Below are 25,981 nucleotides of genomic sequence, written 5' to 3'. Positions count from 1 at the left end.
CGGGCTGGGGACCCGGCCGGTGCGCACCATGCTGTCGGCGCTCGGCATCGCCATCGGTATCGCGGCGATGGTCGCCGTCGTCGGCATCTCGTTCTCGTCGCGCCGGCAGCTCGACGACCGCCTCGCCGCCCTCGGCACCAACCTGCTCACCGTCGCCCCCGGCCAGACCGTGGACGGTCAGCGGGTGGCGCTGCCGGCCGAGGCCGAGTCGATGATCGGCCGGATCGGCCCGGTGACGGCGGTGGCCGCGGTCGGCGCCGTCGACACGGCCCGGGTGTACCGCACCGACCGCATCCCGAAGGCGGAGAGCAGCGGGCTGGCCGTCCTCGCCGCCCGGCTGAGCCTGCCGCCGACGGTCGGGGCCACCGTCCGGGTGGGCACCTGGCTCAACGCGGCGACGGCCCGCTACCCGGCGGCCGTGCTCGGCGCCACCGCGGCCGCCCGGCTCGGCATCGGCCGGCCGAGCCCGCTGACCGAGATCCTCGTCGGCCCCGCGCGGTTCACGGTCGTCGGCGTGCTCGACCCGGTGGCCCTGGCCCCCGAACTGGACACAGCCGTCCTGGTCGGCTGGGACGTCGCCGCGACGGTACTGCACTTCGACGGGCACGCCACGACGGTGTACACCCGCTGCCGGGAGGACCGGGTCGAGGCGGTCCGGGCCGTCCTGGCCGCCACGGCCGACCCGCGGGCGCCCGGCGCCGTCGCGGTCTCGAAACCCTCCGACGCCCTGGCCGCCCGGCGCGCCGCCGGCGAGACCCTCGACGGGCTGCTGCTCGGCCTGGGTGCGGTGGCGCTCCTGGTCGGCGGGGTCGGGGTGGCGAACACCATGGTGATCTCGGTGCTGGAGCGCCGGGCCGAGATCGGCCTGCGCCGCGCCCTGGGCGCCACCCGGGGGCAGATCCGGCTGCAGTTCCTGGCCGAGTCGCTGCTGCTGTCCGCGCTCGGGGGCGGCGCGGGGGTGCTGCTCGGCGCCGCCGTCACCGCCGGCTACGCGGCCGGCCAGGGCTGGCCGGTGGTCGTGCCGGCCTGGGCGACGGCGGGCGCGGTCGGCGCGGCGCTGCTGGTCGGCGGCCTGGGCGGCCTCTACCCGGCGATCCGGGCGGCCCGGCTGGCCCCGATCGAGGCCCTGGCCGCGACCTGAGCTCCATTTCCTATCGTGCGTGTAGGGTATCGGCATGACGACGAGAGCCGCGGACGAGGTCGCCGCGCTGACGAGCGAGCTGATCCGGATCGACACGACGAACACCGGGGACCCGGCGACCCTCAAGGGGGAGCGGGCCGCGGCCGAGTACGTCGCGGAGCGGCTGGCCGAGGTGGGGTACGAGCCGCAGTACGTCGAGTCGGGGCCGGGGCGCGGCAACGTCGTCGTGCGGCTCGAAGGGGCGGACACCGGGCGGGGCGGGCTGCTCGTGCACGGGCACCTCGACGTCGTGCCGGCCGACCCGGCCGAGTGGTCCGTGCACCCCTTCTCCGGGGAGATCCGCGACGGGTACGTGTGGGGCCGGGGCGCCATCGACATGAAGCACATGGTGGCGATGACGCTCGCGGTCGCTCGGCAGTTCAAGCGCGACGGTGTGGTACCCCCGCGGGATCTGGTCTTCGCGTTTCTGGCCGATGAGGAGGCCGGCGGGTTCAACGGGGCGCGGTGGCTGGTGCAGCACCGGGCCGAGCTCTTCGACGGGGTCACCGAGGCGGTCAGCGAGGTCGGCGGGTTCTCGCTGACGCTCGGCGACGACGTGCGGGCCTACCTGGTGGAGACGGCCCAGAAGGGCATCATGTGGCTGCGGCTCAAGGCCCGCGGCACCGCCGGGCACGGGTCGATGGTCCACACCGACAACGCCGTGGCCAAGCTCGCCGCCGCGGTGGCCCGGCTCGACGCGCACCGGTTCCCGATCGTGCTCACCGGGGCCACCCGCGAGTTCCTGGAAGGCGTGGCCGAGCTGACCGGGGTGCCGTTCGACCCCGACGACCCGGAGGCGGCCGTCGCCCGGCTCGGCTCCGTGGCCCGGCTCATCGGGGCGACGTTGCGCGACTCGGCCAACGTCACCATGTTCAACGCCGGCTACAAGACGAACGTGGTGCCGTCGGTGGCCACGGCGACCGTCGACGGGCGGATGCTGCCCGGCCGGGAGGACGTCTTCGCCAAGACCCTCGCGGAGGTGCTGGGGCCGGACGTCGAGCTCGACTGGGATCAGCTCCCGCCGGTGGAGACGTCGTTCGACGGGCACCTCGTCGATGCCATGACGGCGGCGATCGCGGCCGAGGACCCGGGGGCGCGGCTGCTGCCGTACATGCTGTCCGCCGGTACCGATGCCAAGTCCTTCCAACTGCTGGGCATCCGCAACTTCGGCTTCGCGCCGCTGAAGCTGCCGGCCGACCTGGACTTCACGGCACTCTTCCACGGTGTCGACGAGCGGGTGCCGGTCGACGGTCTCGAGTTCGGCACCCGCGTGCTGACCCGCTTCCTGCTCGCTAGCTGAGCTTCGCCTCCCGCAGCGCCGCCGCGGCGGCCCGGGCGTCCGGCACCGTGACCGTGACCCGGCGGCCGTTGGTCAGGTTCAGGCGCAGCGCGGGGCCGGTGCGGACGGTGCAATACGTGTGCCGCGGCGTCCACCAGAAGCCGAACGCGACCTGGAAGATGCCGATATCGACCACCTCGGCGGAGGCGATGCGGTCCAGGGAGTAGGTGCAGCGGGGCCAGGCGGCCGGGCCGAACCGGATGGCGACACCGTTCGGGCCGGCCGCGGTGCGGATGCTGATGCCGGTCAGGACGTTCAGGAGCACGATCACGGCCGCGGTGAGGATCGGCAGGGCCAGGTCCCGGGCCGAGCCGTCCGACGTCGCCCCACCGATCAGCAGCAGCACCGCCAGGGCCGTGCTGACCAGCACGATCGGCCAGTTCGTGACCCGGCCGGTGTAGATCGAGTATGCCGTCATGGCTGGACCATCCCTCAGGTCAGTTTGGCGATCAGGCGGAGCAGGTCGGAGCGGGTCAGGCCGTGCTCGCGGGCCACGGCCACCAGGGCCCGGGCGGCCTCGGCGACCGGGGCCGGCTCGGTGACGGCGGAGGCCACCCGGGCACCGCGGCCGCGGCGGAACTCCAGCAGGCCGTCGTCGCGCAGCCGCCGGTAGGCGGTCAGCACCGTGTTGCGGTCGACCGAGAGGGCCGTGGCCAGCTCGGTCGCGGGCGGAAGCTGCTCGCCGAGCGCGAGCTCGCCCGAGGCGACGCCCCGGCGCACGCACGCGGCGATCTGGTCGGGCAGCAGCTCCCGCGAAGCGTGATCGACTGTCCATCTCATAGTGCTAGTATTATTAGCACCATTCGCCGCGCCGTCAAGGTCGTGGCCGGACCGGCCCCGAGCGGCCGGAACTCGTATGATTCGGGAGTGGAGGTCAGTGGGACATCGATGATGGCGTCGATGCTGGGCGCGGTCGAGGACGCGGCGCCGGTCGACGCGGTGGAGGCCATCACGCGGGAGCTGGGGAAGGGCCTGGACGCGTGGTCGGCCTCCTTCCTCATCGCCGACCTCGGCGGCCGCGCGCTGGTCCGGCTGTCCTACGTGCCCAACGACGAGCCGGGCCGGCAGGGCGGCGACGTCGCGACGGTGCTGCCGTTCGACGGGGGCCCGGCCGAGCAGGCCCTGCGGACCCAGACCACGCAGGTGCTCCCCGGGGCGGCCGGCTGGACGGTGCTCGCGCCGGTCACCGAGCGCGGCGAGGCGATCGGGCTCCTCGAGCTGGTGCTGCCGGACGAGCCGGACGCCCGGGCGCTGCGGGAGATCAGCCGCATCGCGCACCTGCTCGGGTTCGTGGTGATCGCCAACCGGCGGCACACCGACCTGTTCGAATGGGGCCAGCGCACCACCCCCTTCAACCTGTCGGCCGAGATCCAGCGGCGGCTGCTGCCGGGCGCGTTCACCTGCGAGGGCGGCGCCTTCACCCTCTCGGGCTGGCTCGAGCCGGCCGCGAGCGTCGGCGGCGACACGTTCGACTACTCCCTCGCCCGCGACGCGCTGCACTTCAGCGTCACCGACGCCATGGGGCACGGGGTGGCCAGTGCCATGACGGCCACGCTCGCCGTCGGCAGCCTGCGCAACACCCGCCGTCGCGGCCAGAGCCTCGTGGAGCAGGCCGCGGCCGCGGACACCGCGGTGACCCAGCACGCCGCCACCGGCAGCACGTTCGTCACCGCCGTCCTCGGCCGGATCGACCTCAGCAGCGGCGTCTGCAGCCTGATCAACGCCGGACACCTCCCGCCGCTGCTGGTCCGCGGGGGCGAGATCGAGCGGCTGCGGCTGCCGCGCAACTTCCCCCTCGGCATGGTGCCCGAGGCCGGCTTCGAGGCCGGTGACGTGCCCCTCGAGGCCGGTGACCGGATCGTGATCGTGACCGACGGGATGCGGGAGCGCAAGGCCGCGAAGCTGGACCTGCCCGCCGAGCTGCGCCGGGTGGCCGACCTGCACCCCCGCGAGGCGACCCGGGCCCTGGCCGACGCCGTCCTGGCCGTGGCCGGCCCGGTCCTCGCCGACGACGCCACGCTGCTGATCATCGACTGGTACGGCGGGCACGGCCGGCTGCGGCAGAGCAGCGCGGGCGCCGACCAGGCGCTGGCCAGCGGGTCCACGGCACAGGACCGGGTGTAGCCGGGCCGGGTCTAATAGGGGCGGGCGCCGGGGTAGGGGCCGTCCGGGTCGATGGTGCGCATCACCCGCCCGCAGATGTCGTGCAGCTGCCGGGGCTGGGCCTGCTTGAGCGGGTCGAAGACCAGGCGGCGGACCTCGGCGACGTGGCCCGGCGCGGTCGCCTCGACCTTGGCCAGGCCCTCGTCGGTGAGGATGGCCAGGGTGTAGCGGCCGTCGTCCGGGTCGGGGGTGCGGCGCACCCAGCCCCGCTTCTCCAGCCGGCCGATGGCCTGGGACAGCCGGGGGAGTGAGCCCTCGGAGATCGCGGCGAGCAGGCTCATCCGCATCCGCCGCTGCGGCGCCTCGGACAGCCCGGCCAGGATCATGTACTCGAAGTGGCTGATCCCGGCGTCGCGCTGCAGCTGGGCGTCGAGCGCGCCCGGCAGCCGCACCAGCACGGCCTGCAGGGTCAGCCAGGTCCGCAGCTCGTCCGGCTCGAGCCAGCGCGGTTCGTCGGTCACGTCACAAGTGTAGCGATCACTTGCACGTTTAAGTCAACGCCCCTAGTTTTGACTTCAACGTTTAAGTCATCTGGCGAAATGGTGAGTCATGAACATCGTTCTCTGGGTCGTTGCCGCGCTGGTCGCGGCCGGCTTTCTGTTCTCCGGCGCGTTCAAGCTGGCCCGGCCGCACGACAAGTACGTCGCCGCGCAGCCTTGGGCGGCCGACGCGCCCCGCTGGGCGCCGACCGCGATCGGGGTGCTCGAGGTGCTGGGCGCGATCGGCGTGATCCTGCCCGCCGCCATCGGTGTCGCACCTGTCCTGGTGCCCCTCGCGGCGACCGGGCTGGCACTGGTGATGGTCGGCGCCGTCCTGATGCACCTGCGCCGCCACGAGCTCCCGGCGCTGGTGCCGAGCGGGGTGCTGCTGATCCTGGCCCTGGTGGTGGCCTGGGGCCGGTCCGGGCCATACGCGTTCTGAGCCGGCCTCGGAGCCCGGGCCGGCCGTCGATGGCTCGCCCAGGCCAACCTCGTCGGCCGGACCGCCCTGACGGCGGTGGAGGAGTACCTTCAGGTGTTCGGGCGGCCCGAGCGGGTGGCCGCGTGGCGCGAAGGGCGACCCTACGTGGCCGCCGTTGAGGAGCCGGCATGACGCAGCTGCGATTCGAGCCCAGCCCCCGATGGGTCCGCGGCCGCCGCGACGACGTGACAGTCGTGGACACCCGGGGGGCGGTGCTGGTCTGGGAGGCCGGCAAGCCGGTGCCGCGCTATGTCTTCCCGGAGGCCGACGTGCGGGCCGACGCGTTGCCGGCCGACGCGGTGTGGCGCTACGACGATCCGGCCCTCGCCGGGCACCTCGCCGTCGAGTGGTCGGCGGCCCGCTGGTTCGAGGAGGAAGAGGAGATCTTCATCCACCCGCGCGACCCGCACAAGCGCGTCGACGCGATCGCCAGCAGCCGGCACGTCGTCGTCGAGATCGAGGGCGTGACCGTCGCCGAGACCCGCGCGCCGGTGCTGGTCTTCGAGACGACCCTGCCGACGCGCTACTACATCCCGGCGGGCGACGTGCGGCTGGAGCTGTTCGACCGCAGCGACCTGCGCACCGGCTGCCCCTACAAGGGGACGGCCGGATACTGGTCGCTGCGCGAGCCGAGAGCGGAGAACATCGCCTGGTACTACGCCGACCCGCTGCCCGCCGTGGGCGCGATCCGGGACCTCGTCGCGTTCTACAACGAGTTCGTGGACCACATCGTCGACGGTGAGCGGCTCGAGCGTCCGGTCACGCCGTTCAGCAGTGCTCGTTGACGTCCGGCCCGGCGAGTGACAATCGCGGCGTCGCTCGGGATCGCCCGGCCACGCCGGGGCCGGCCGGGTCGCACGGGTCCGCGGTGACACCACCCGGCCGGAGCTGGTGTTCGTCGGCCAGCGGGGCGGGGAACTGCGGCCGGTCACGTGATTGACACGGTGCGCGGGGGTCCGCACGCTGGGCCGATGCCGTACCGCCACCGACTGTGGATCGCCGCCGTGCTCGGACTGGCCCTGGCCATCGCCGGGGTGCTGCTGCGGGTGCCGCACGTGGCGGCCGGCGGGCCGGCGGTCGGGGCGATGCCGTTCGTCGACGTGGCCGCGCAGCCGATGCGGGACCCGGCGGTGCCGCTGGACGTGCTGTTCGTCGGCAACAGTCTGCTCGGGTCGTTCACCAAGGCCAGCGGTGAGGACACGCCCGATATGGTGCGGCACCTGGCCGCGCTCGCCGGGCGGACGGTCAACGTGACCCAGGTCATCCACTCCGGCTACACGCTGCGCCAGACGTGGGACGACGGGCTCGTCGCCGACGCGCTCAGCGGGCGAAAGCGCTACGACTTCGTCGTGCTGCAGGAGTACTCCACGCAGGTCGCCCTGCACCCCGAGGCGACGCGGAGCACGCTGCTGGACCTCTACGCCCCGACGTTCGGCCGCGCGCTGAAGCCGGGCGGCCGCGTGGTGCTGTTCAAGAACTGGGCCCTCGTCGACCCGGCCCCGTTCCCGTCGCGGGCCGCGGCGAAGGCGGCGATCGACGCGAACTACGCGGCGTTGTCGGCGGCCCTGGCGGTACCCACACAGCTGGCGCCTATCGGGGACGAGTTCGAGGTCCTCATCGCGGCCCGGGGCGCGTCGTTCCTGATCGTGCCGGACGGCAAGCACCCCAACGACACCGCGATCTATCTCGACGCCGTGACCCTGTACGCCATGCTGTTCGCCGACTCGCCCCGGCACCTGGCCGACCTCTACCTGCCGGCGCCGGTCGCCGCCGACGTCCGCGACCTGGCTGCCCGCGCGCTCGGCTACTGAGGCCCGCAGCTCGTGTCGTCGTGCCAGACCCGCCCCGCGTCGGCGGATGTGTCGTAGAACACCGCGGCGCAGTCCGCGTTCGCGCACGTCTTCAACCGCGAAAACTTCCCCGTGTGTACTGCCAGCAGCAACTCGGCCTGCACGAGCGCGACGACGCCGTCGGCACCGTCGCCCTGCGGCGCGTAGGTGGGGCGCCCGGCCCGCAACGCCACCCTGACCGCCCGCGCCGGCACCGTGAAGTCGTCGGTGCGCCGGCCCAGCCAGGCCCGCAGCCGGTCGCGAAACTGCCGCAGCGGCGCCAGGTCGGGCTCGACGAGGGTCAGCCGCGGCGCCGCCTGCCCGGTCTGCGCGGCCCAGGTCACGAGGGCGTCCGCGAGCCAGCCCCGGGCCGCCCGGCGGTCCGCCAGCCCGTCGCCGAGCCCGGCCGCCCGGTTGTGCGCGCTGTTGGCCAGGTCCTGGACCAGGCACAGCCCGCCGGGCGCCGGATCCGCCCCGAAACGCCGAGTCATGCAACGATCTTAGTCATTGTCTCGGAGCGTCACCCGGTGGTGCACAGATCGACGGCCCGGTCGCCGGGTGCGGACGGTATCAATGCGGCGGTCAGGACAGTGTGGCGAGGACGGCGTCCAGTGGCCGATCGGCGGCGCTGGGCAGGATGAGGGCGGCGGTGGTGAAGCGGGCCGGGTCGGCGTGCGGGTTGGGCACGGCGACGCAGCGCAGGCCGGCTCCGTGTGCGGCGGCCGCACCGTGCGGGGTGTCCTCGAAGGCGACCGCCTGCGCCGCCGGCAGCCCGAGCCGGTCCAGGGCCAGCACGTAGACGGCCGGGTCGGGTTTCGGCGCGCGGACCTCGTCGCCGGTCGCGAGGACCTCGAACCGGGGGCGCAGACCGGCCCGGCGGAGCATCGCGTCGACGTGGTCCACGTGGGAGCTGCTGGCCACGGCCAGGCGCAGGCCCAGGTCGGCCGCCCGGTCCAGCCAGCCGAGGATGCCCGGGGCCGGCGGCAGGGCGGCGTTGAGCGCGGACCGGTGGGCCTGGCGCAGCGTGTGGCTGGACGTGCGGTCGTAGGCGGTGCCGACGGCGGCGGCCAGGGCGGTGTATCGGGCCTCGTTGGCGTCGCCGCCGTGGTCGGCGAAGAAGCCCGCCGGGTCGAGCTCCAGGCCGTGCCGCCGCCACTCCCACTGCCAGCTCTCCAGCAGCGTCGTCTCGGTGTCCATCAACAAACCGTCGAAGTCGAAGATCAGCGCCTTGATCGTCACCCGCCGAGTATGCCAAGCAGGTAGCGCAGGCCGGCGGTTACGGCGACGGCGGCGACGATGCACAGCAGGTGGGAGCGGCCCCACCAGCGCAGGGCGACGGCCGCGGCCAGGCCGGGCAGGGCGGTCCAGTCGAAGTCGCGCCAGCCGGCGCCGAGGAGGTCGACGGTGAGCAGGCCGGCGAGGAGGACGACCGGGAGGGCGTCGGCGACGGCCTGGACCTCCGGGGGGAACTCGCGGCCGCCGAGCAGGGCCGGGCCGATCGCCTTGTAGAGGATGTTCAGCGCGGCCAGGGCGATCGTGGCGGCGATCATGGCGGTCATGGCTTCCTCTCCCGCAGGCTCAGGGCGGCCGCGGTGGCGGCCAGGGTCAGGGCGATGCCCGGGGGCAGGAACCGGCACGTGGTCGCGATGCCGGCGGCGATCAGGCCGGCCGGGGCCAGGCGCGGGTTGGCGCGGAGGGCGTCGTAGAGCAGCAGGCCGAAGAAGCCGGGGAAGATGATGTCGAGGCCGCTGGCCTTGAGGGCCTCGCCGCCGGGGACGAGCAGGGCGCCGAGGGCGGTGCCGAGGATCCAGGCCGGCCACTGCACCAGCGTCGCGCCGAACATCAGTTGCCGGTCGAGGCCGCCGCCGGGGCGCTGGGCCGCGACCCACGAGCCGTCGACGACGGCCTGGCCCTGCACGGCCCGGCGCAGCGGCCCGCCGGGCAGGAACGGGGCGGTGGCCGCGGCCATCGGGACGAACCGCAGGTTCATCAGGGCGGCGCTGGCCAGGGCCGGGCCGAGGCCCCCGCCGGCGAGGGCGGTCACCAGGGCGAACTGGGCCGAGCCGGAGAACACGACGGCGGACATGGCGATGGCCAGCCAGGCCGGCCAGCCGTGCGTGACCGCGAACGCCCCGAACCCGACCGCGAGCAGGAACGCCCCTGCGGCCAGCCCGACGCCGACGCGGAGACCTTGGGACCAGCCTTCGTTCTTCACATGGTCTAACGTACATTAGGTCATGTGAGTTCGTACGAGTGGAGATTCATCGGCGGCCATCTGGCGCTGGACCTGGCCAACACGATGGCGTGGCGGCTGGACCCGGCCCGGTCGGTGGACCGGCTCGGCTCGGCCGCGCTGCTCGCCGACTGGTTCCGGACCGCGACCGGGCTGTCCCTCCCGGCCGACGACCACGTGCTGGACCGGGTCCGCCGGCTGCGCGGCGCGACGATCCGGCTGGTCGACGCGCACCTCGACGGGGTGGCGGCCGACGCCGGGAGCTCCCCGCTGGTCCACGCCGCCTGGCGGTCGGCCCTGGCCCGGGCCACGCCCGGCGAGCGGCTGCCGCTGACCGAGACGCCGGCCGCCGCGATCGAGGACCACCTCGCCCTGGCCGTCGCCGAGCTGCTGCACCGGCCCGACCCGGGCCCGCTGCGGCGATGCGACGGCGACGGGTGCGGGTGGCTGTTCCTGGACACCACCCGCAACCACAGCCGCCGCTGGTGCGACTCCGCCGACTGCGGCAACCGGGCCCGCGTCCGCGCCTACACCGGCCGCCGCCGCGACCGCGCCCAGGACGGGACCTGACGAAGGCTCAGCGCAGGGCCGGCTCGGTGGGGACGACCAGGACGCGGCAGGAGGCCTCGGCGAGCAGGCGGTCGCCGGCGCTGCCGTCCAGGAGGCGGGCCACGCCGCTGTGCGCGGGGGCGCCGACGGCGATGAGCTGGGCGCCGACCGCCTTGGCGTGCTGGGCGATCAGCGTGCCGGCGTGGCCGTGGTCGGCGACGCTGCGCAGGATGTGGGCTTGTGCCGGTACCCCCGAAGCGGTCAGCTCTTCCAGACCGGCCCGAACCCGGGCCTGGGCCTGCTCGAAGGACTCGCGGTCGGCGGCGTCCTCGCCGACCACCACGATCTCGTGGACGTGCAGCAGTTCGAGGGGGGCGTGCAGCCGCCGGGCCTGCTCGACGGCGGCCGCCGTGACCGCGGCGGCGGACGGGCCGGCGTCCAGGGCGACGACGATCGGGCGGTTGCCGTTCGGCTCGCCGGTGCGGCCGACCGGGACGATCTCACCGACGGCGGGCTCGGGCTCGGCGACCGCGACCGAAGCGGCGTTCTCGGCCTCGGTGAGGATGCGGTGGCCGAACGCCAGGACGACGATGGCAAGCAGGAAGGCCGCGGCGCCCGCGTAGAACGGGACGTGGATGTTGTAGTGCTCGGCCAGCTTGCCGGCGACGAACGGGGCCAGGCCGCCGCCGATGAAGCGCACGAAGCCGTAGGAGGCCGACGCGACCGGGCGCGGCACCGGGGCAACCGTCATGACGGCCTGGGTGGTCAGGGTGTTGTTGATGCCGATGAACGCGCCGCACACGATGACCGCGACGATGACGGTGGTGGCCGAGTCGGTGTAGGCGGCGATGACGGCCATGACGACGGCGAGCAGGAACAGGTTGGCGTAGAGGGTCTTGGCGGTGCCGAAGCGGCGCTGCAGGCGCGGGGCGACGGCGACGCTGAAGACGGCGACCAGCAGGCCCCAGCCGGTGAAGACCAGGCCGAGCTTGTGCTCGTTGAGGTGCATCGGATACGGCGCGTATCCGAGCATCGTGAAGAAGCCCCAGTTGTAGAAGATGGCGGTGAGGCTCATGATCAGCAGGCCGCGGTGGCGCAGGGCGGTCAGCGGGGCCGCGAGGGACGTGCGCTCGGCCGGCCGCGGGGTCTTCGGGACCAGGAAGATCGTCGCGACCAGGGCGATGAACATGAGGACGCTCACGCCGTAGAACGGGCCGCGCCAGCTGATGCCGCCGAGCGTGCCGCCCAGCAGCGGGCCGACGGCGATGCCGATGCCGAGCGCCGTCTCGTACAGGATGATCGCGCCGCTGAAGCCGCCGCTCGCCGAGGCCACGATGACCGCCAGGGACGTGGCGATGAACAGCGCGTTGCCCAGGCCCCAGCCGGCCCGGAAGCCGACGATGCCGCCGATCGTGTCGGAGGTGCCGGCCAGGGCCGCGAAGATGACGATCAGCACCAGACCGGCGATCAGCGTGTACTTCGGGCCGATGCGGCTCGACACCGCGTTGGTGACGAGCATCGCGACCGCGGTGACCAGCAGGTAGCTGGTGAAGAGCAATGACACCTGGCTGGGTGACGCGTGCAGCTTCGTCGACAGGGCGGGCAGGATCGGGTCGACCAGGCCGATGCCCATGAAGGACACGACACAGGCGAAGGCCACCGCCCAGACCGCCTTGGGCTGACGGAACGGGCTGGCCGGGGCGGGGTGGTGGGCGCTGGCTGTCACACAACTTTTATATCACGTGCTTATATTTCGGCATTATGCTTCACGGTGTGAGACCCACCATCCTGGTCGGCATCGACGGCACGACGTCCTCGCTGCGGGCCGCCGCCTACGCCGTCGGGCTGGCCCGGCGCCAGCAGTGCCGGCTGGTCGTCGTGTATGTCCGCGCCCTCCCGGCCACCATGCTCTCCCTCGCGGACACCGGCGGCAGCGCCGCCACCAACGTCGTCGACGCCCACGACGCCGTCGAGCTCCAGCTGCGCGACGCGGTCGAGCGGCAGATCGCCGGCCTGGCCGTCGACGCGCGGCTGGTCGTGCGCACCGGCGAGCCGTTCACCGAGCTGGCCGCCGTCGCCGACCAGGTCCGGGCCGACTCGGTGATCGTCGGGCGCTCGGCCAGCGCCTGGCACCGCTTCGCGGGCTCGGTCGCCGTGCGCCTCGTGCGCTGCGGCCGCTGGCCGGTCACCGTCGTGCCGTAGTCCTTTCCGGTCCCGTCCTTCGCGGGACCTTCGCCTCTGGGCCGGTGCGCGTCGCCAACCGCATCCTCAATGGCATGAAGACACTGCTCCGGCGCGGGGGTGCCGTCGCCCTCGCAGCGGCCGCGCTGCTCGCCCTGCCGGCCCCCGCCTCCGCGCACGAGAAGTGGTTCGTGCCCGACGCCGGGCAGTACCCGACCGACTGGTCCTTCGTCCTGCGCCCGGTGACCGCGGCCCTGCTCGTGGCCGTCCTGCTGGCCACGGCGCTCTGGCGCTGGGTCGCGGTCCGCTTCCTGCCCAGCCCCGAGCTCGGGTTCCTGCGCTTCGTGGGCCGGGTGGTGCCCTACGTGCCGCGCCTGCTCGCCATCCACCTCGGCGTGTCGCTGCTGGCCGCGGCCGTCTCCGGGCACTTCCTCACCCACGACCTCGAGGTCGACGAGCTCACCGGCGGCTCCGCCCTGCTGCTGCTCGAAGGCGCGCTCGGCGTGTGGTTCATCACCGGCATCCGCCTGCGCCCGGCCGCGATCCTGCTCGCCCTGACCGGCCCCCTGGCACTGCTGCTGACCGGCCCGGTCGGTCTGCTCTCGGCGATGGACCTGCTCGGCGTGGCCGTGTTCCTGTCGTTCGTGCCGCCGTCCGACGCCGCCTTCGGCCGCGTCGAGCCCGACCCGGCGACCCTGCGCAAGGCCCTGCTCGCCCTGCGCCTCGGCGCCGGCGGCGCGCTGATCACCCTCGCGTTCGCGGAGAAGCTGGCCAACCCGGCCCTGGCCCGCGAGACCCTGCACATGTTCCCGCGCCTCGACGTCTTCGCGCTCGTCGGCATCCACGTGCCCGTCGACACCTACGTCGCCGTCGCCGGGGCCACCGAACTGCTCTTCGGCCTGCTCGTCATCTCCGGCGCCCTGCCACAGGCCGCGGTCCTCGTCGCCGGCATCCCGTTCAACGCCACGCTGCTGCTCTTCGGCGGCACCGAGATGCTCGGCCACCTCCCCGTCTACGGCGTGTTCCTGACGCTGCTCGCCTACGGCTCCAACCCCGCCACCGCCCGCCTGGTGCGCTGGCTGCCACCGCTGCGCGGCCGGGCCCAGGCCGAGGCCCCGACCCCGGTGCCGGTCACCCCGTAACCCGCCGCACGTATGCGGCAATGCTGATATTCCGACGGTTTCACGCATGCACCGGTTTCGCGCTCTGTGTCGTGGCGTGAGCCGGTGCATGACGCTGTACGGACCCGGCGGCGGCCGTCCGCGCTCGAGGTGCTCGCCGTCGCGCTGGTCGCCGCCCGGGAATGGATCGACCGCGAGCATCAACGCCGACGGGGAGGTGGCGCTCTTCGTCGACATCGCCGTGCTGGACCGGTTCGAGTTCCTGGCCGCGCCCATCTCGACCCAGGCCGCCACGTCGAGCGAGCGCCTGACGATGCGCGACCTGGCCACGCGCAGGCGCGTCGCCCTGGCCGTCCTCCACCGCCGAGGGCCTGTCCGACTCCTGGGTGTGGTGGGCCACGGGCGACAACGAGACGATGACCTGGCACCTGCTGGACCTGACCACCGTGCGGTAGCCGCGGCCCAAGTGCCCGTTACACCCGACTCGTGTGCCGTTGATGCGCCCCCGCTGCACCACCGGCCGGACAAGCCTGCCAGAGCCGCGTTAAGAATTTGTTGTACCGCGTTTGCGCAGCTCAGGACGCCTGCGTTGGCCGTGCGCCGGTCAGCCGGGGCACGACGACCTCGTCGATGATGCCGACGACCGCGGCGTCCGGCACCGGCCCGTCCCGCACCATCGCAGCGCCGGCGTGCTCGTCCGCGCCCGCCGGGCGACGCCGTCGATGGTCAGCCGCGCGTAGCCGACCGTGGCCAGCTCCTCGAGGATCGCGTCCAGGATGGCCCGCTCCAGTGCCTCGCCGCGGCGCCCTCGCCGCCGCCGGGGTGCGCGAGCCGGCGCTGCGATCGGCGGCGCGGGCGGCGTTCGTCCACGGCATGAGCGTCACGCTGTGGATCGGCGCCGCCCTCGCCACCGCCGCGGTCCTGACCGCGGTGGTGGCCGCGGTCGCGGTGCCGGTCAGACGCGCAGGCCGGCCTCGCGCAGCAGCTCCTCCCGCCGCTCCTCGGGCAGCCGGTCGACGTACAGCACCCCGTTGAGGTGGTCGGTCTCGTGCTGCAGGCACCGGGCGAAGTAGCCGGTGCCGGTCACGGTGACCGGGTTGCCGTGCCGGTCCTGGCCGGTCACCGTGGCGATCGCGGCCCGGGGCAGGGACGCCCGCGGGCCCGGCACCGAGAGGCAGCCCTCGTCGCCCTCGTCCGGCGGGGCGAGCGCCGAGGCGACCTCGAGGACCGGGTTGACGATGTGCCCGACCTGGCGCACGTCGTTGGCGTCCGGGCAGTCGTACACGAACACCTGCCGGTCCACGCCGATCTGGTTGGCCGCCAGCCCGACCCCGTTGGCCGCGTACATCGAGGCGAACATGTCGTCGATGAGCTCGCCGAGCGCGTCGTCGAAGTCGGTGACATCGGCGCAGCGGCGGTGCAGGACGGGGTCGCCGTAGAAGACGATCGGCCGGGCGGTGCCCGCGGTGGTCGGCATTGATCAACGGTACCGGCTGGTGCCGCCTCAGGTCACTGCCGCAGCCCCGCCAGGGCCTCGGGCCAGGCGACGACCTGGTCCAGCGTGGCGGTGAGGATGTCGAGCCGGCGCGGGCCCGGCCGCAGCGTCGTGAAGTTCTCGAAGTCGGTGTACGGCGACAGCGCGACCTGTGAGCGCACGGTGGCCAGCTGCAGCTCGGCCGCGATGAGCCGGAAGTGCCGCCGCGGGTCGAATACGCCCTGACCGCGCTGGGCCGCACGCTCCTGGCCCCGATCGAGGGGCTCAGCGGGTGGGTCGACGAGCACGGCCGCACCGTCCTGCGGGACCGTGACCTATTTTTCACATCGGAAAGATAGGTTAAGGTCAGGGCATGACCGCGCGCCCGCCTCGCACCCTGGGTATCGTCACCGGCGCCGGGGGCTTTCCCGGCCCCTACGAGCTCGCCCTCGACCCCGACAAGTCCACAGTGGACACGGCCCGGACGGTGGCCGCGCTCGCCGAGGCGGCCCGCATCGACGCGCTGTTCGTGCCCGACCTGCTGACCTTCGGGGCGCAGGGGACGATCGGGGCGCAGGAGCCCATCGTCTACGTCGCCGCGCTGAGTCAGGTGACCAGCACGATCGGGCTCATCGCCACCGTCTCCACGACCTTCCACCATCCGTTCAACCTGGCCCGGCTCTTCGGCACCCTCGACCACGTCAGCAACGGCCGCGCCGCCTGGAACCTCGTCACGTCCTCGATCGGCGAGGAGAACTACGGCCCCGGCGGTCTGCCCAGCCCCGAGGAGCGCTACGCCCGGGCGGCCGAGACCCTCGACATCGTCAACGCGCTCTGGGACAGCTGGCAGCCGGGCGCGCTGCGGCTCGGCGACGACGGCCGCGCCGTCCTCGACCCGGCCAAGGTCCGCGCGATCGACCACGTCGGGAAGTACTTCAGCGTCGCCGGCCCGCTGAACCTCCCGCCGCTGCCCCAGGGCCGCCCGGTACTCATCCAGGCCGGCCAGTCGGCCGCCGGGATCGAGCTCGGCGCCACCTACGCCGAGGTGGTGTTCACCGCCCTGTCCACGCTCGACAGCGCCCGTGAGTTCACGGACCGCATCCGCGGCCGCGCCGCCGAACTGGGCCGCCGCCCCGGACTGCCGCTCATCTTCAGCTCCTTCCACGCCACGTTCGGTGCGACCGAGGCCGAGGCCCAGCGCCTGGTCCGGGAGCGCCACGACGCGCTCGACTTCGACGCCGGCCGCGGCTGGCTCGCCGACATGCTCGGCGGCGGCATCGACCTGTCCGACGCCCCACTGGACCGACCGCTACCGGAGAGCCTCCTTCCCGACGTGGCCGCCATCGGCCGACGGCGCGGCCGGGCCGAGATCTTCAGCGGGTACATCAAACAGGGCTACACCCTGCGCGAACTGATCATCGCCGCGCAGGACACCGGCCACTGGAGCGTCGCCGGCACCCCCGAGCAGCTCGCCGACGCGGTGGAGGAGCGCTTCCGCGCCGGCGTGCTCGACGTGCTGTCGGTCGGCGGGCTGCACGACCCGATCCAGCACGACTACGTCGTCAACGGCCTGCTCCACCACCTTCGCAAGCGCGGCATCGTCAAGGAGGACTACCTGGGCCCGACCCTGCGCGACAACCTGGGCCTACCCCTGTCAGACCGTTAGCACCAGCTTCCCTCGGGTGTGTCCGGTCGCGCTCTGCTCCCGTGTCCTGGCGGCGTCGGTCAGATCGTTGGGACCAGCTTTCCGCGGGTGTGTCCGGTCGCGCTCTGCTCCCGTGTCCTGGCGGCGTCGGTCAGATCGTTGGGACCAGCTTTCCGCGGGTGTGTCCGGAGGTGCTCTGCTCCCGTGTCCTGGCGGCGTCGGTCAGATCGTTAGGACCAGCTTTCCGCGGGTGTGTCCGGTCGCGCTCTGCTCCTGCGCCCTGGCCGCCTCGGCGAGCGGATACACCCGCGCCACCTCGACGTGCATCGTCTCGGCCGCGGCCAGCCGGGCTACCTCGGCCAAGGCGTCGGCACCGGTGGTCCCGCCGCTCGAGAAGGTGATCCCGAGCTCGCGGGCGGCCGGATCGGCGATCGTGACGATCCGCTCCTTCGTGCCGCCCCGCAGCTCGACCGAGTCGGCCAGGGCGCCCTGGCCGGCCGCGTCGAACACGGCGTCGACGCCCTGCGGCGCGATGGCTCGGACCCGCTCGACGAGCCCTTCGCCGTACTCGACTGGCCGCGCGCCGAGCAAGCTGAGGTACTCATGGTTCCTCGGCGCCGCCGTGCCGATGACCGTGACGCCTCTCGCGACCGCCAGCTGCACCGCCAGCCCCCCGACCGCGCCTGTCGCGCCGTGGATCAGCAGCGTCTCACCGTCCTTGACGCCGAGCGCGCCGAGGACCCGCAGCGCGGTCTCACCGGCGACCGGCAGCGCCGCGGCCGTCGCCCAGTCCAGGTCCGCGGGCTTGCGGACCGCGGTGGTGGCCAGGGCGTATTCGGCGTAGGAGCCGGTCTCGGTCAAGGCGATCACCTCGTCGCCCACGGCCAGGTCCGCCCGATCGGGGCCGACCGCGTCGACGACACCTGCCGCCTCCAGGCCCGGTATCTTCGGGAACGCGGTCGGATACACCTGCTCCATCCAGCCGTTGCGGATCTTCCAGTCCAGCTGGTTGACCCCGGCCGCCCGCACCCGCAGCCGGACCTGCCCCGGACCGGGCTGCGGCACCTCGGCCCGCGTGAGTCGCAGCACTTCGGGACCGCCGAATTGTTCGAACACGATTGCTTTCATGGCGCCAAGCCTGCGCTGGATCGGTCTCGCCGTGAATCGGACCGGCCTGGCTAGGACCGGCAGTCCTTGGCTGTCCGACGGCGGGGGCGTCAGGATGGGAGCATGGATCGACAGGGCTTGGCCGAGTTCATCCGCGGGCGCCGCCAGGCTCTGCGGCCGGAGGACGCCGGGCTGCCGGGCGGGCCGCGCCGCCGCACACCGGGCCTGCGCCGCGAGGAGGTGGCGCTGCTGGCCGGGATGTCCGCCGACTACCTGATGCGCCTGGAGCAGGCCCGCAGCCCGCAGCCGTCCACGCAGCTCCTGCGCGCCCTGGCCCGGGCGTTGCGCCTCGACGACGACGAGCGCGACCATCTGTACCTGCTGGCCGGGCACCGACCGCCCGCCGGTCGGCTCGCGGGCCCGCGCGTCCGTCCGGCCCTGCTGACGGTCCTGCACGAACTGACCGGTGTGCCGGCGCAGGTGATCAGCGATCTCGGCGACCTGCTCGCCCAGAACGACCTGGCCGATCTGCTGTTCGGTGACGTGTGCTCGCCGGGCCCGCACGACCACGAGCTGGACCACAACATCGTGTGGCGCTGGTTCCACGACCCGCGGCTGCGCTCGGCGTTCGCCGCGGAGGAGCACGACTATCTGAGCCGGCTGCACGTGGCCGACCTGCGGGCCGCGGTGACCCGGCGCGGCACCGACGCGGCCGCGGCCGCCCTGGTCGAGCGGCTACGTGCGGGCAGCCGGGAGTTCGCGGAGCTGTGGGACCGGCACGAGGTCGCGGTGCGACGGCGGAGCCGGCTGCGCATCCGGCACCCTGAGTTCGGCCCCCTCGAGTTCGAGTCCGAGACGCTGCTGACCCCCTCCGAAGACCAGCGGCTCGTAATCTTCACGACTGTGGGCTGGCCAGTGCCAGACGGCCGGCAGGACCCGGCGGGCGCGTTCGAGGCGGTCGGCCATCAACCCCTGGACGGCGGCCACGGCGATCGTGTCGACCATGCGGGCCGCGGCGATCGTGTCGACCATGCGGGCCGCGGCGACCGCGCGGGCCGCGGCGATCGTGTCGACCGCGCGGGCCGTGGCGATCGTGTCGACCGCGCGGGCCGTGGCGATCGCGGCGACCGCGCTGGCCGTGGCGATCGTGTCGACCGCGCTGGCCGTGGCGACCACGCGGGCCGTGGCGACCAGGCGGGCCGTGGCGACCAGGCGGGCCGTGGCGACCAGGCGGGCCGTGGCGACCAGGCGGGCCGTGGCGACCAGGCGGGCCGCGGCGACCGCGCTGGCCGCGGCGACCACGCTGGCCCCGGCGGCCGCGGCGATCGCGGTGCCGATCCGGTAGTGCTGGTCAGCCGCGAGGTTGGGGGCGGTGCTGATGCCGAGGACGTCGATCGGCGTGAACAGGTCGCCGCGGGTAAGGCGTTCATGCTTCCGGGTGCGGCGATGTCGATCCCATCCGTTACGGCGGGCTCGGCGACCTTCCGGCCCTCTGCGGCATCGGTCCGGGACAGGACGAAGGCGACGTCTGGGTGATCCGCCACGGTCCACGGCGGGGTGCCGGCGCTGATCGTGGGCTCGGCCCGCCACCAGGCGAGCCGATGTCGTCGGCGCGGTCCGGCCGTCTCGGCCCGCACCAAAGACGGGCGCGGCGAGGTGCCCGGCGCTGGCTCCTGGGGCGCGTAGCGGCAGCTGGACCTCGCGGCCGAAGGTGATCCGGTCCGGTCGGCGGCCGTTCGCGGGCCTCTGCCGGGCAGTTGCCGATTCGGGCCGATTGTCGCCGGTGTGGTCGCTGCTGTCGATCCCCCGGAAGCCGTCCGCCGACGTGCGTGGCGGATCGCCCGTCTGAGCGATGGTTGTTCGTTCTCGGGACGGATTTTAGTTTCCGGGATTCGTTTTATGGTTCGTCCATGATGACCGTAACGGTTCAGCATCGTATCGAGGACGAGATCATCTGGATCACGGTCGCCGGTGTGCTGTCGACGGAGCACAAGCACCGGCTGCGGTCGTCCATCGGCAAGTCCCTGGTGGCGTGCCCGCGCGCCGTCGTCGTTGATCTGACCGATTTCGACGACCCGACGGGCTCGGCGGCGCCCCTGTTCCAGGCGTCGCAGGAGCGTTCGTTTCGCGACCACGGTGTGTTCCTCATGTACGTTGTCCCGGCCCGCGGGCAGCTGCGGGCCCGGCTGGCCAACCCGTTCTGGCACCGGGTACTGCGCCTCTACAGCGACCGCGCCGCCGCGTGGGAAGCCGCCCGGCACGGCCCGCCGGCCCCGGACCGGTTCGTGCTCGCGCTCGGGCCTGATGACTGGGCGCCGAGCCAGGCCCGGCTGCTCGTCCACGAGGCGTGTGTGCGCTGGGAGGTGCCGGACGTCGCCACGGCCGCGTGCCGGATCGTGTTCGAGCTCGTACACAACGCCGTCCGGCACGCCGGGACCGACCTGCACCTGACGGTCAGCCGGCGCGGCAGCTACCTGCACATCGGGGTACGCGACCACGACACACGGCCGCCGGTGAAGCTTCCGCCGGGCAAGCAGGTCGACGAGCACGGCGCCGGCCTGCGGATCGTGGACCGCGACGCCACCATGTGGGGCTTTCTGCGCAACGACGGCGGCAAAATCGTGTGGGCGGCCATCTGGCTGGCCCCGGGCAAGCCACCGGCGGATGAAATCGTCCACTGACGGGTGCCTATATGTTCACAAAGCCGGGGCCATGGGTATCAATTGGCCCATGCACGACGAGCTGCAAGCCCTGGGCCGCCACGCGCGCCCGCTGCACGGCATCCTCGGCTGGTGGGCCGTGACCAGCTTCGGCCTGCTCGGCGTGCTCGTGTCGGCGATCGCGGTGAGCTGGCCGGAGTCGGTGCGGGCGGTCGGCGCGGTCGGCCTCGGCGCCTGGCTGCTGAGCACCGCCTGCGGCCGCGCGGGCGGCGGCCAGGTGCTGCGGGCCCGCTACGGCGGACCGATCGCGCTGCAAGCCGGCCCCGCCCTCCTCGCCCTCGCCGGTATCGTGCTGCTCCGCATGCCCGAGGCCGACCCGTCGGTCAGCATCGCCATCGGCGGCCTCGCGTTCGGCATCGCCGCCGCCGGTGACGCCGCGGCCGCCCAGCAGTTCCCGAGCCTGCCCCGCCGATGCCTGCGGGTCCGGGCCGCGGGTGGGGTGGTCGCCGCGATCGCGCTCGCCGCCGCGCCGGTGACCGGGCTCATCATCGCCGCCGCCGTCGCCGGAGCGAGCGAACTGTACCTCGCGGTCCGGCTGCTGCCGGAGGTCGAGCGGCTCACGCAGATGGTCGAGCGCGACGGCGCCGCCTCGGAGCCGCTCCTCCTGCCGCTGCTGGCCCAGCCCGCCGCCGAGGAGGAACTCCAGCCGGAGCCGCGCTTCGAGGCGGGCGCAAGCTAGCACCATCAGGGGCCGAGCACCCCGCCGCCAAAGGAGGAGCTCCAGCCGGAGCCGCGGTTCGAGGTGGGGCGCGAGCCAGCGACTTCAGGGGCCGAGCACCCCGTCGACGAGGGTGTCCAGGCCGGCCCGGATCTGCGGCATGCTCAGGCCGAGGGCCCGGTGCTGGTGGTCGAGCAGGGCCGGCTGCAGCAGCGCGAGGAGGGCGCTCGCGGTGTAGCGGGGGTCGAGGTCGCGGTGGGTCGCGGTCAGCAGGTTCGTCAGGTGCAGGTGGTAGGCGCCGTACGGGCCGTTCGCGTAGCCGTGCGCGGTTTTGACCGACGCGAGCAGGCGCAGGTCCCACTGCTCCTCCTGCAGGTCCAGCAGCGCGTGCAGGAACGCGCGGACCCGGGGGGCCGGTTCGGCGCCGGGGCCGAGGGGCGGGGGGCCGGCCAGGAACGCCTCCTGGAACCGGACCTCGGCCTCCTCCAGCAGCGTGTAGGCCAGGCCGCTCAGGTCACCGAAGCGGCGATAGGCAGTACCCACGCCGACTCTTGCTTCTTTTGCGACCTCGTCCAGAGCCAGGCCGGCCACACCCTTGGCCGCCACGATGCGCAGGGCGGCGTCGACCAGGCGCTGCCGGTTGCGGGCGGCGTCGGCGCGCTCGGCCGGGGGCTGGTCGAGCAGCGGCAACGGCAGAGGCTTGCGGCGGGTCACCTGAGAGCACCCGAGAAGCCCAGAGCACCCGAGAAGCCCTCGGCTTCAGTCGTAGAGAGGTATGGGAGCGTATTTGGCGTTGCGGCATTTGAACTGCGGGAATCCTTGGCGCAGCAGGTGTGACGAGTCGACGGCGCTTCTGAAAACTGGACGACGGTACTCCGGACACCTGACCACGTGAGAGTGGCAGCGATAGACGACATTGTTATTCGACCTGACCCCATCCGTCCCGGCATTGTATGACGCTGTGCTGCATAGTGTCCTGTGTGGAGGAGGTCGTGCGGTACAACTACCGGCTGCGCCCGGGTGCGACGGCGGTTGCCGCACTGACAGCCGAATGGGGCCGGTGTCGTTGGCTGTGGAATGAGGCCGTCCACCAGCAGCGGTCCGGCCGGAAACCGACGTTTGCGAAGCTGTGCAAGCTGCTCACCGAGGCGCGCGCCCGCAATGCGTGGCTGCGCGATGGATCGCAGGTTGCCCAGCAGCAGGTGTTGCGAACCTACGGGCTCGCCCTGACTCATTCCTTCAAGGTCAAAGGCCGTCGACGTCCCGCCGTGAAGAAGCGTGCGAGGACGCTGCCGACGCTCGACTACACGGTGCGCGGATTCACGCTCAGGGATGGACGTCTGCGGGTCGCGGGTGGCATCACCATCCCGGTTGTCTGGTCCAGGGATCTGCCGTCCGCACCGTCGAGCGTTCGCGTCTTCCAGGACTCGCTCGGGCACTGGTATGCGTCGTTCGTGGTTCGCCGTGAGGCTCGGGGCGCACCTGAGGCGGCCGGGTCGATCGGCGTCGACTGGGGCGTCGCGACCACGGCCACCACGACTGACCCGGCCTACGATCTGCCCCATCACGGCTACCGTCGGCGCTGCGCCGCTGAACTGGCGAGAGCGCAGCGCAAGATGGCCCGGCGACGCCCACCGCGAGGCCACGCCAGTTCGAAGGGCTATGTGCGCGCGAAGCGGCAGGCCGCGAAGCTGTACAAGAAGGCGGCCAGGCAGAACCGGCACGCCGTCCGCCAATGGGCGAAACGTGTGGTCGACAACCATGCCGTGATCGCCGTCGAGGACTTCAAGCCAAGGTTTCTGGCGAAGTCGACGATGGCGCGGAAGGCCGCCGATGCTGCAATCGGCGCGGCGAAGCGCGAGCTGATCGAGCGTGGCGTGCGGGCGGGCCGGAGGGTGGTGCTGGTGCCGCCCGCCTACACGACGATGACCTGTTCCGGGTGTTTGACGAGAGCCAAGCAAAGACTCGGGCTGGGGGTCAGGACCTTCGTTTGCTCGACCTGCGGTCATACCGCGGGACGCGACGAGAACGCCGCGAGGGTCATCCTCGCCACGGTAGAGCGCGACCGTGTTGGTGCTGACGGCGTAAGACATGCGGCCACCTCCTCCGGGAGTGGGTCGTATGCAGCCTGAGCCAGAAGTCCCCTGGTTGATCTGCGGGGAAGCGTTAAGTGACGATCGTCGCATGGGTTGTAACTGGAAGTCATTCCACTTACGCTTCAGGATGTAAGCGGAATCGGTTCCACTTCTGGGGGTCTGTCATGGGTGCGAAAGTCGCTGTCATCTACTACTCGGCCACGGGGAACGTGCACGCCCTCGCCGCGGCGGTGGCCGAAGGGGCGGGCGCGGCCGGGGCCGAGGTGCGGCTGCGGCGGGTCCCGGAGCTGGCGCCGGACACGGCGATCGACGCCAACCCGGCTTGGCGGGCGCACGTCGACGCCACGCCGCACGTCGAGGTCGCCACCCTCGACGACCTGGTGTGGGCCGACGCCTACGCGCTCGGCTCGCCGACCCGCTACGGCAACGTCGCCGCCCAGCTCAAGCAGTTCATCGACACCAGCGGCGGGATCTGGGCGGCCGGGCACCTGCAGGACAAGGCGGCGACCGCGTTCACCAGCGCCGGCAACGTGCACGGCGGCAACGAGTCCACGCTGCTCGCGCTGTACAACACCTTCTACCACTGGGGCGCGTTCATCATCCCGCCCGGCTACACCGACCCGTCGATCCACGCCGCCCGCGGCAACCCGTACGGCATCGCCCACCCGGGTGCCGACGGCGCGCCCACCGCGGCGACGCTGACGGCCGCGCGGTACCAGGGCAAGCGTCTCGCCACCGTCGCCGCCCGCCTGCTCGACCGCGCCTTGGTGGCCTAGCGCCCACCGGGTACCATCTACTACGAAGGGGAGTAGTCCTCCGCCGGTCGTCGTCAGTTCGGAGCCCTCGCGGCTCCCGGTGACCGGGCCTCACGGCTGACGTGAGGTGGGCGAGACCTTCGACCCAGCAGGTGAACACAACGTCGCCGCTGACGGGTCGGAGGCTCGTGGGCTCCGGACCCGCCGGTGGCGGGAAGGACCTCCGATGCCTACGCTCGCCGACCGTATCCGCCGCTTCCTGCGCACCCCCCGAGGCCAGCAACTCATCTCGCGGGCGCAGCGGGAGCTGGCCAAGCCGCAGAACCGCCGCCGCCTCATGCAGGTCGTGTCCCGTGTCCGTCGTCGCGGCTGAGCGGCGGCCGGTCACCGGCCTGCACTACGAACGCGACGCCGTGCTGGTCGTCGCCGGCATCCCCGGGGCCGGCAAAACCACACTGCTGCGCCGCCTCTTCCCGAGCGGCGGGGACGTGCTCGTCCTGGACTCCGATCAAACCAGAAGCTTTTGGCGGCGGTACTTCCAGCAGGTGCCCTACCAGTATTGGCGCCCGGTCGTGCACCTGACCCATTACGTGCGACTGATCCGCGCGTTGCGTGGCCCCGGGCCGATCGTGGTGCACGAGTGCGCCACCCGGCCCTGGGCCCGGCGCCTGATCTTCCGGACCGCGCGCCGCCCGGTGCACCTGCTGCTGCTCGACGTCAGCCCGGCCGAGGCGCTCGCGGGGCAGGCGGCGCGCAACCGGCGGGTCCGGTCCAAGGCGTTCGCCACCCACTGCCGCAACTGGCAGCAGGTCGTGCGGCAGCCGCACCCGGAGGCGGCCACGGTCACCGTCATCGATCGGGCCGGTGCCACCCGCCTCGAGGCCATCCGTTTCGGGGTACTTTCGACGGGTACTGGGGGCCTTCCCTGACCTCGCGTAGCGCTCTAAAACGTGCCCTGGTAGAGGGCGCAGCCACGGCAGACTTCGGGTGGTTCGCCGGGGCCGGCGAGGCGGTGGCGAAACTCGCGATACTCCGGCCCGGCCCAGATCTCGGCGAACGGCCGCTCGTCGAGGCGGCCGAGGCTGACCCGGTCGTCGCCCATCACCATGCAGCACGGCTGGACGACACCGGCGCTGGTGATATAGGCCGAGTCCCAAGGCCACGTGCACCGCCCAGTCCGCCCCTCGGTCGCCTCCGTTCTTGGAGTTCGCAGGTGTACTCCCACCCGCTCGGCGACACCTTCGGCGTCCGCGAACGCCTCGTCCGCCGCGGCCCGGTCGGCCCCTGTCCACAGTGCCTGGTCGGCGGCGAACGCCCGGATGTCCGCGTACGCGCCGGCCGGGTCGGTGTCGGCGAACGTGTGCGACAGATTCTGCACCCGCAGCTCCTCGACCCCGACCGCCCCGAGCAGCTCCACGAGCGCGGGCAGCTCACCGATGTTGCGGCGCATCGCCACGAACACGACCCGGATCCACGGCGTGACCCGCCCCGCGGCCGCCCGCGCCGCGACCAGTCCGCGCAGGTTCGCCACGACCCGCTCGAAGGACGCACCTTCCCGGATCGCCTCGTACCCGGCCGGCCCGGCCCCGTCGAGCGACACGTGCAGCCAGTCGAGCCCGGCGTCGACGAGCTCCCGGGACTTCGCCGGGCTGAGCAGCGTGGCGTTGGAGTTGAACCCGACCCGCGCGCCGCGCCGCTTGGCGTGGCGGACCATGGCGAGCAGATCGGGCGCCAGCAGCGGCTCCCCGAGCCCCTGCAGCGTCACCTCCCGCACGTCCGGCAGATCGTCGAGCACCCGCCGGAACATCGCGAGGGACATCGCCCCACTGATCTTGTTGACCGGCGGCCGGTACCGCACGAGGCACATCGCGCACCGCAAATTGCACGCCGACGTCACCTCGATCTGGATCGCGGCGGGCAGGGGTGGCGCCGAGACATCGACCATGGCGCACCGGCTACCCGCCCGTTTCC

At 72.9% G+C, this 25,981-nt stretch carries 31 protein-coding genes and 1 pseudogene; 18 read left to right on the top strand and 14 right to left on the bottom strand.

What is annotated here, in order from left to right; genetic code table 11:
• Positions 1 to 28 precede the first annotated feature (28 nt).
• Together ACIA8L_RS43940 and ACIA8L_RS43935 are read left to right on the top strand one after the other, a co-directional pair.
• Positions 29 to 1,141 (top strand): ABC transporter permease, encoded by a 1,113-nt coding sequence (locus ACIA8L_RS43940; protein WP_395914312.1) that lies wholly within the window; start codon positions 29 to 31, stop codon positions 1,139 to 1,141.
• Between the two features lie 34 nt (positions 1,142 to 1,175).
• Positions 1,176 to 2,480 (top strand): M20/M25/M40 family metallo-hydrolase, encoded by a 1,305-nt coding sequence (locus ACIA8L_RS43935; protein ID WP_395914255.1) that lies wholly within the window; start codon positions 1,176 to 1,178, stop codon positions 2,478 to 2,480.
• Here the strand turns inward: ACIA8L_RS43935 and ACIA8L_RS43930 are convergent.
• Both ACIA8L_RS43930 and ACIA8L_RS43925 read right to left on the bottom strand, forming a co-directional pair.
• A complete protein-coding gene (locus tag ACIA8L_RS43930) occupies positions 2,473 to 2,937 on the bottom strand; it encodes a hypothetical protein (RefSeq protein ID WP_395914253.1) in 465 nt (154 codons plus the stop codon). The two genes, ACIA8L_RS43935 and ACIA8L_RS43930, sit on opposite strands and share 8 nt — an antisense overlap.
• Positions 2,938 to 2,951: 14 nt before the next feature.
• Entirely contained in the window at positions 2,952 to 3,299 is a 348-nt protein-coding gene (locus ACIA8L_RS43925) for a GntR family transcriptional regulator (protein WP_395914251.1), read from the bottom strand.
• Positions 3,300 to 3,386: 87 nt separating this feature from the next.
• Here ACIA8L_RS43925 and ACIA8L_RS43920 point away from each other — a divergent pair, with 87 nt between their 5' ends.
• A complete protein-coding gene (locus ACIA8L_RS43920; RefSeq protein ID WP_395914249.1) occupies positions 3,387 to 4,643 on the top strand; it encodes a PP2C family protein-serine/threonine phosphatase in 1,257 nt (418 codons plus the stop codon).
• An 11-nt stretch (positions 4,644 to 4,654) separates the two neighbouring features.
• On the opposite strand, the gene ACIA8L_RS43915 is transcribed toward ACIA8L_RS43920, so the two are convergent.
• On the bottom strand, positions 4,655 to 5,143 hold the full coding sequence (locus ACIA8L_RS43915) for a MarR family winged helix-turn-helix transcriptional regulator (protein WP_395914247.1): 489 nt from the start codon (positions 5,141 to 5,143) through the stop codon (positions 4,655 to 4,657).
• Between the two features lie 88 nt (positions 5,144 to 5,231).
• Here ACIA8L_RS43915 and ACIA8L_RS43910 point away from each other — a divergent pair, with 88 nt between their 5' ends.
• From ACIA8L_RS43910 to ACIA8L_RS43900, 3 genes are all read left to right on the top strand, one after another.
• Entirely contained in the window at positions 5,232 to 5,603 is a 372-nt protein-coding gene (locus tag ACIA8L_RS43910) for a DoxX family protein (RefSeq protein ID WP_395914245.1), read from the top strand.
• Between the two features lie 167 nt (positions 5,604 to 5,770).
• A complete protein-coding gene (locus tag ACIA8L_RS43905) occupies positions 5,771 to 6,427 on the top strand; it encodes a DUF427 domain-containing protein (RefSeq protein WP_395914243.1) in 657 nt (218 codons plus the stop codon).
• A 186-nt stretch (positions 6,428 to 6,613) separates the two neighbouring features.
• The gene (locus ACIA8L_RS43900; protein WP_395914242.1) at positions 6,614 to 7,453 is read left to right on the top strand and encodes a hypothetical protein; all 840 of its coding nucleotides are present in this window, start codon (positions 6,614 to 6,616) and stop codon (positions 7,451 to 7,453) included.
• Here ACIA8L_RS43900 and ACIA8L_RS43895 read toward each other — a convergent pair.
• The 4 genes from ACIA8L_RS43895 to ACIA8L_RS43880 all read right to left on the bottom strand — a co-directional run bounded on the left by ACIA8L_RS43895 (position 7,447) and on the right by ACIA8L_RS43880 (position 9,686).
• Positions 7,447 to 7,962, bottom strand: coding sequence for a CGNR zinc finger domain-containing protein (locus ACIA8L_RS43895; RefSeq protein ID WP_395914240.1), 516 nt, complete (start codon positions 7,960 to 7,962; stop codon positions 7,447 to 7,449). The two genes, ACIA8L_RS43900 and ACIA8L_RS43895, sit on opposite strands and share 7 nt — an antisense overlap.
• Positions 7,963 to 8,053: 91 nt before the next feature.
• Positions 8,054 to 8,710 carry an HAD family hydrolase gene (locus tag ACIA8L_RS43890; protein ID WP_395914238.1) on the bottom strand — a complete coding sequence of 219 codons (657 nt, stop codon included), beginning with the start codon at positions 8,708 to 8,710 and terminating at the stop codon, positions 8,054 to 8,056.
• On the bottom strand, positions 8,707 to 9,030 hold the full coding sequence (locus ACIA8L_RS43885) for an AzlD domain-containing protein (RefSeq protein ID WP_395914237.1): 324 nt from the start codon (positions 9,028 to 9,030) through the stop codon (positions 8,707 to 8,709). Before ACIA8L_RS43885 ends, ACIA8L_RS43890 begins: the two co-directional genes overlap by 4 nt.
• Complete coding sequence (locus ACIA8L_RS43880) at positions 9,027 to 9,686, bottom strand: AzlC family ABC transporter permease (RefSeq protein WP_395914235.1); 660 nt, start codon at positions 9,684 to 9,686, stop codon at positions 9,027 to 9,029. The genes ACIA8L_RS43885 and ACIA8L_RS43880 overlap by 4 nt, the downstream gene beginning before the upstream one ends.
• A gap of 24 nt (positions 9,687 to 9,710) precedes the next feature.
• On the opposite strand from ACIA8L_RS43880, the gene ACIA8L_RS43875 reads away from it, so the two are divergent.
• Positions 9,711 to 10,274, top strand: a complete 564-nt coding sequence (locus tag ACIA8L_RS43875; RefSeq protein WP_395914233.1) for a CGNR zinc finger domain-containing protein — start codon at positions 9,711 to 9,713, stop codon at positions 10,272 to 10,274.
• Between the two features lie 7 nt (positions 10,275 to 10,281).
• Here ACIA8L_RS43875 and ACIA8L_RS43870 read toward each other — a convergent pair whose 3' ends face one another.
• Positions 10,282 to 11,979: an MFS transporter gene (locus tag ACIA8L_RS43870; RefSeq protein ID WP_395914231.1), complete on the bottom strand. Its 1,698-nt coding sequence runs from the start codon at positions 11,977 to 11,979 to the stop codon at positions 10,282 to 10,284.
• A gap of 47 nt (positions 11,980 to 12,026) precedes the next feature.
• Here ACIA8L_RS43870 and ACIA8L_RS43865 point away from each other — a divergent pair, with 47 nt between their 5' ends.
• Together ACIA8L_RS43865 and ACIA8L_RS43860 are read left to right on the top strand one after the other, a co-directional pair.
• On the top strand, positions 12,027 to 12,455 hold the full coding sequence (locus ACIA8L_RS43865) for a universal stress protein (protein WP_395914229.1): 429 nt from the start codon (positions 12,027 to 12,029) through the stop codon (positions 12,453 to 12,455).
• 74 nt (positions 12,456 to 12,529) lie between these two features.
• Positions 12,530 to 13,576 carry a hypothetical protein gene (locus tag ACIA8L_RS43860; RefSeq protein WP_395914228.1) on the top strand — a complete coding sequence of 349 codons (1,047 nt, stop codon included), beginning with the start codon at positions 12,530 to 12,532 and terminating at the stop codon, positions 13,574 to 13,576.
• A 670-nt stretch (positions 13,577 to 14,246) separates the two neighbouring features.
• Here ACIA8L_RS43860 and ACIA8L_RS43855 read toward each other — a convergent pair.
• From ACIA8L_RS43855 to ACIA8L_RS43845, 3 genes and pseudogenes are all read right to left on the bottom strand, one after another.
• Positions 14,247 to 14,321 (bottom strand): annotated as a pseudogene (locus ACIA8L_RS43855) (hypothetical protein); the annotation flags it as partial.
• Between the two features lie 189 nt (positions 14,322 to 14,510).
• On the bottom strand, positions 14,511 to 15,032 hold the full coding sequence (gene def, locus ACIA8L_RS43850; protein ID WP_395914226.1) for a peptide deformylase: 522 nt from the start codon (positions 15,030 to 15,032) through the stop codon (positions 14,511 to 14,513).
• A gap of 32 nt (positions 15,033 to 15,064) precedes the next feature.
• Positions 15,065 to 15,211 (bottom strand): hypothetical protein, encoded by a 147-nt coding sequence (locus ACIA8L_RS43845; RefSeq protein ID WP_395914224.1) that lies wholly within the window; start codon positions 15,209 to 15,211, stop codon positions 15,065 to 15,067.
• A 36-nt stretch (positions 15,212 to 15,247) separates the two neighbouring features.
• On the opposite strand from ACIA8L_RS43845, the gene ACIA8L_RS43840 reads away from it, so the two are divergent.
• Together ACIA8L_RS43840 and ACIA8L_RS43835 are read left to right on the top strand one after the other, a co-directional pair.
• Positions 15,248 to 15,388 (top strand): winged helix-turn-helix transcriptional regulator, encoded by a 141-nt coding sequence (locus tag ACIA8L_RS43840; RefSeq protein ID WP_395914222.1) that lies wholly within the window; start codon positions 15,248 to 15,250, stop codon positions 15,386 to 15,388.
• A gap of 14 nt (positions 15,389 to 15,402) precedes the next feature.
• The gene (locus tag ACIA8L_RS43835) at positions 15,403 to 16,695 is read left to right on the top strand and encodes an NtaA/DmoA family FMN-dependent monooxygenase (RefSeq protein WP_395914220.1); all 1,293 of its coding nucleotides are present in this window, start codon (positions 15,403 to 15,405) and stop codon (positions 16,693 to 16,695) included.
• A gap of 201 nt (positions 16,696 to 16,896) precedes the next feature.
• Here the strand turns inward: ACIA8L_RS43835 and ACIA8L_RS43830 are convergent, their stop codons facing one another.
• Positions 16,897 to 17,802, bottom strand: a complete 906-nt coding sequence (locus ACIA8L_RS43830) for an NADP-dependent oxidoreductase (protein WP_395914218.1) — start codon at positions 17,800 to 17,802, stop codon at positions 16,897 to 16,899.
• Between the two features lie 102 nt (positions 17,803 to 17,904).
• Between ACIA8L_RS43830 and ACIA8L_RS43825 the strand changes: the two genes are divergently transcribed.
• The 3 genes from ACIA8L_RS43825 (at position 17,905) to ACIA8L_RS43815 (ending at position 21,180) form a co-directional block, all read left to right on the top strand.
• Positions 17,905 to 19,317, top strand: coding sequence for a helix-turn-helix domain-containing protein (locus ACIA8L_RS43825; protein WP_395914216.1), 1,413 nt, complete (start codon positions 17,905 to 17,907; stop codon positions 19,315 to 19,317).
• A 374-nt stretch (positions 19,318 to 19,691) separates the two neighbouring features.
• Positions 19,692 to 20,462: an ATP-binding protein gene (locus tag ACIA8L_RS43820; protein WP_395914214.1), complete on the top strand. Its 771-nt coding sequence runs from the start codon at positions 19,692 to 19,694 to the stop codon at positions 20,460 to 20,462.
• Between the two features lie 49 nt (positions 20,463 to 20,511).
• The gene (locus tag ACIA8L_RS43815) at positions 20,512 to 21,180 is read left to right on the top strand and encodes a hypothetical protein (RefSeq protein ID WP_395914212.1); all 669 of its coding nucleotides are present in this window, start codon (positions 20,512 to 20,514) and stop codon (positions 21,178 to 21,180) included.
• Positions 21,181 to 21,264: 84 nt separating this feature from the next.
• Here ACIA8L_RS43815 and ACIA8L_RS43810 read toward each other — a convergent pair whose 3' ends face one another.
• Entirely contained in the window at positions 21,265 to 21,873 is a 609-nt protein-coding gene (locus ACIA8L_RS43810) for a TetR/AcrR family transcriptional regulator (RefSeq protein ID WP_395914210.1), read from the bottom strand.
• 266 nt (positions 21,874 to 22,139) lie between these two features.
• Here ACIA8L_RS43810 and ACIA8L_RS43805 point away from each other — a divergent pair, with 266 nt between their 5' ends.
• The 4 genes from ACIA8L_RS43805 to ACIA8L_RS43790 all read left to right on the top strand — a co-directional run bounded on the left by ACIA8L_RS43805 (position 22,140) and on the right by ACIA8L_RS43790 (position 24,939).
• Positions 22,140 to 23,291, top strand: a complete 1,152-nt coding sequence (locus ACIA8L_RS43805; protein ID WP_395914208.1) for an RNA-guided endonuclease InsQ/TnpB family protein — start codon at positions 22,140 to 22,142, stop codon at positions 23,289 to 23,291.
• 128 nt (positions 23,292 to 23,419) lie between these two features.
• Positions 23,420 to 24,031 (top strand): NAD(P)H:quinone oxidoreductase, encoded by a 612-nt coding sequence (gene wrbA, locus ACIA8L_RS43800; RefSeq protein WP_395914206.1) that lies wholly within the window; start codon positions 23,420 to 23,422, stop codon positions 24,029 to 24,031.
• 205 nt (positions 24,032 to 24,236) lie between these two features.
• Positions 24,237 to 24,383, top strand: coding sequence for a hypothetical protein (locus ACIA8L_RS43795; RefSeq protein ID WP_395914204.1), 147 nt, complete (start codon positions 24,237 to 24,239; stop codon positions 24,381 to 24,383).
• Positions 24,364 to 24,939 carry an AAA family ATPase gene (locus tag ACIA8L_RS43790; RefSeq protein WP_395914202.1) on the top strand — a complete coding sequence of 192 codons (576 nt, stop codon included), beginning with the start codon at positions 24,364 to 24,366 and terminating at the stop codon, positions 24,937 to 24,939. Before ACIA8L_RS43795 ends, ACIA8L_RS43790 begins: the two co-directional genes overlap by 20 nt.
• A gap of 14 nt (positions 24,940 to 24,953) precedes the next feature.
• On the opposite strand, the gene ACIA8L_RS43785 is transcribed toward ACIA8L_RS43790, so the two are convergent.
• A complete protein-coding gene (locus ACIA8L_RS43785) occupies positions 24,954 to 25,955 on the bottom strand; it encodes a radical SAM protein (protein WP_395914200.1) in 1,002 nt (333 codons plus the stop codon).
• Positions 25,956 to 25,981: the final 26 nt, after the last annotated feature.

The organism is Dactylosporangium sp. NPDC051541, assembly GCF_044454505.1.
In the GTDB taxonomy this organism is placed as follows: domain Bacteria; phylum Actinomycetota; class Actinomycetes; order Mycobacteriales; family Micromonosporaceae; genus Dactylosporangium.
The sequence above is the reverse complement of the archived record's forward strand: the minus strand, read 5'-3'. Positions and strand labels throughout refer to the sequence as shown.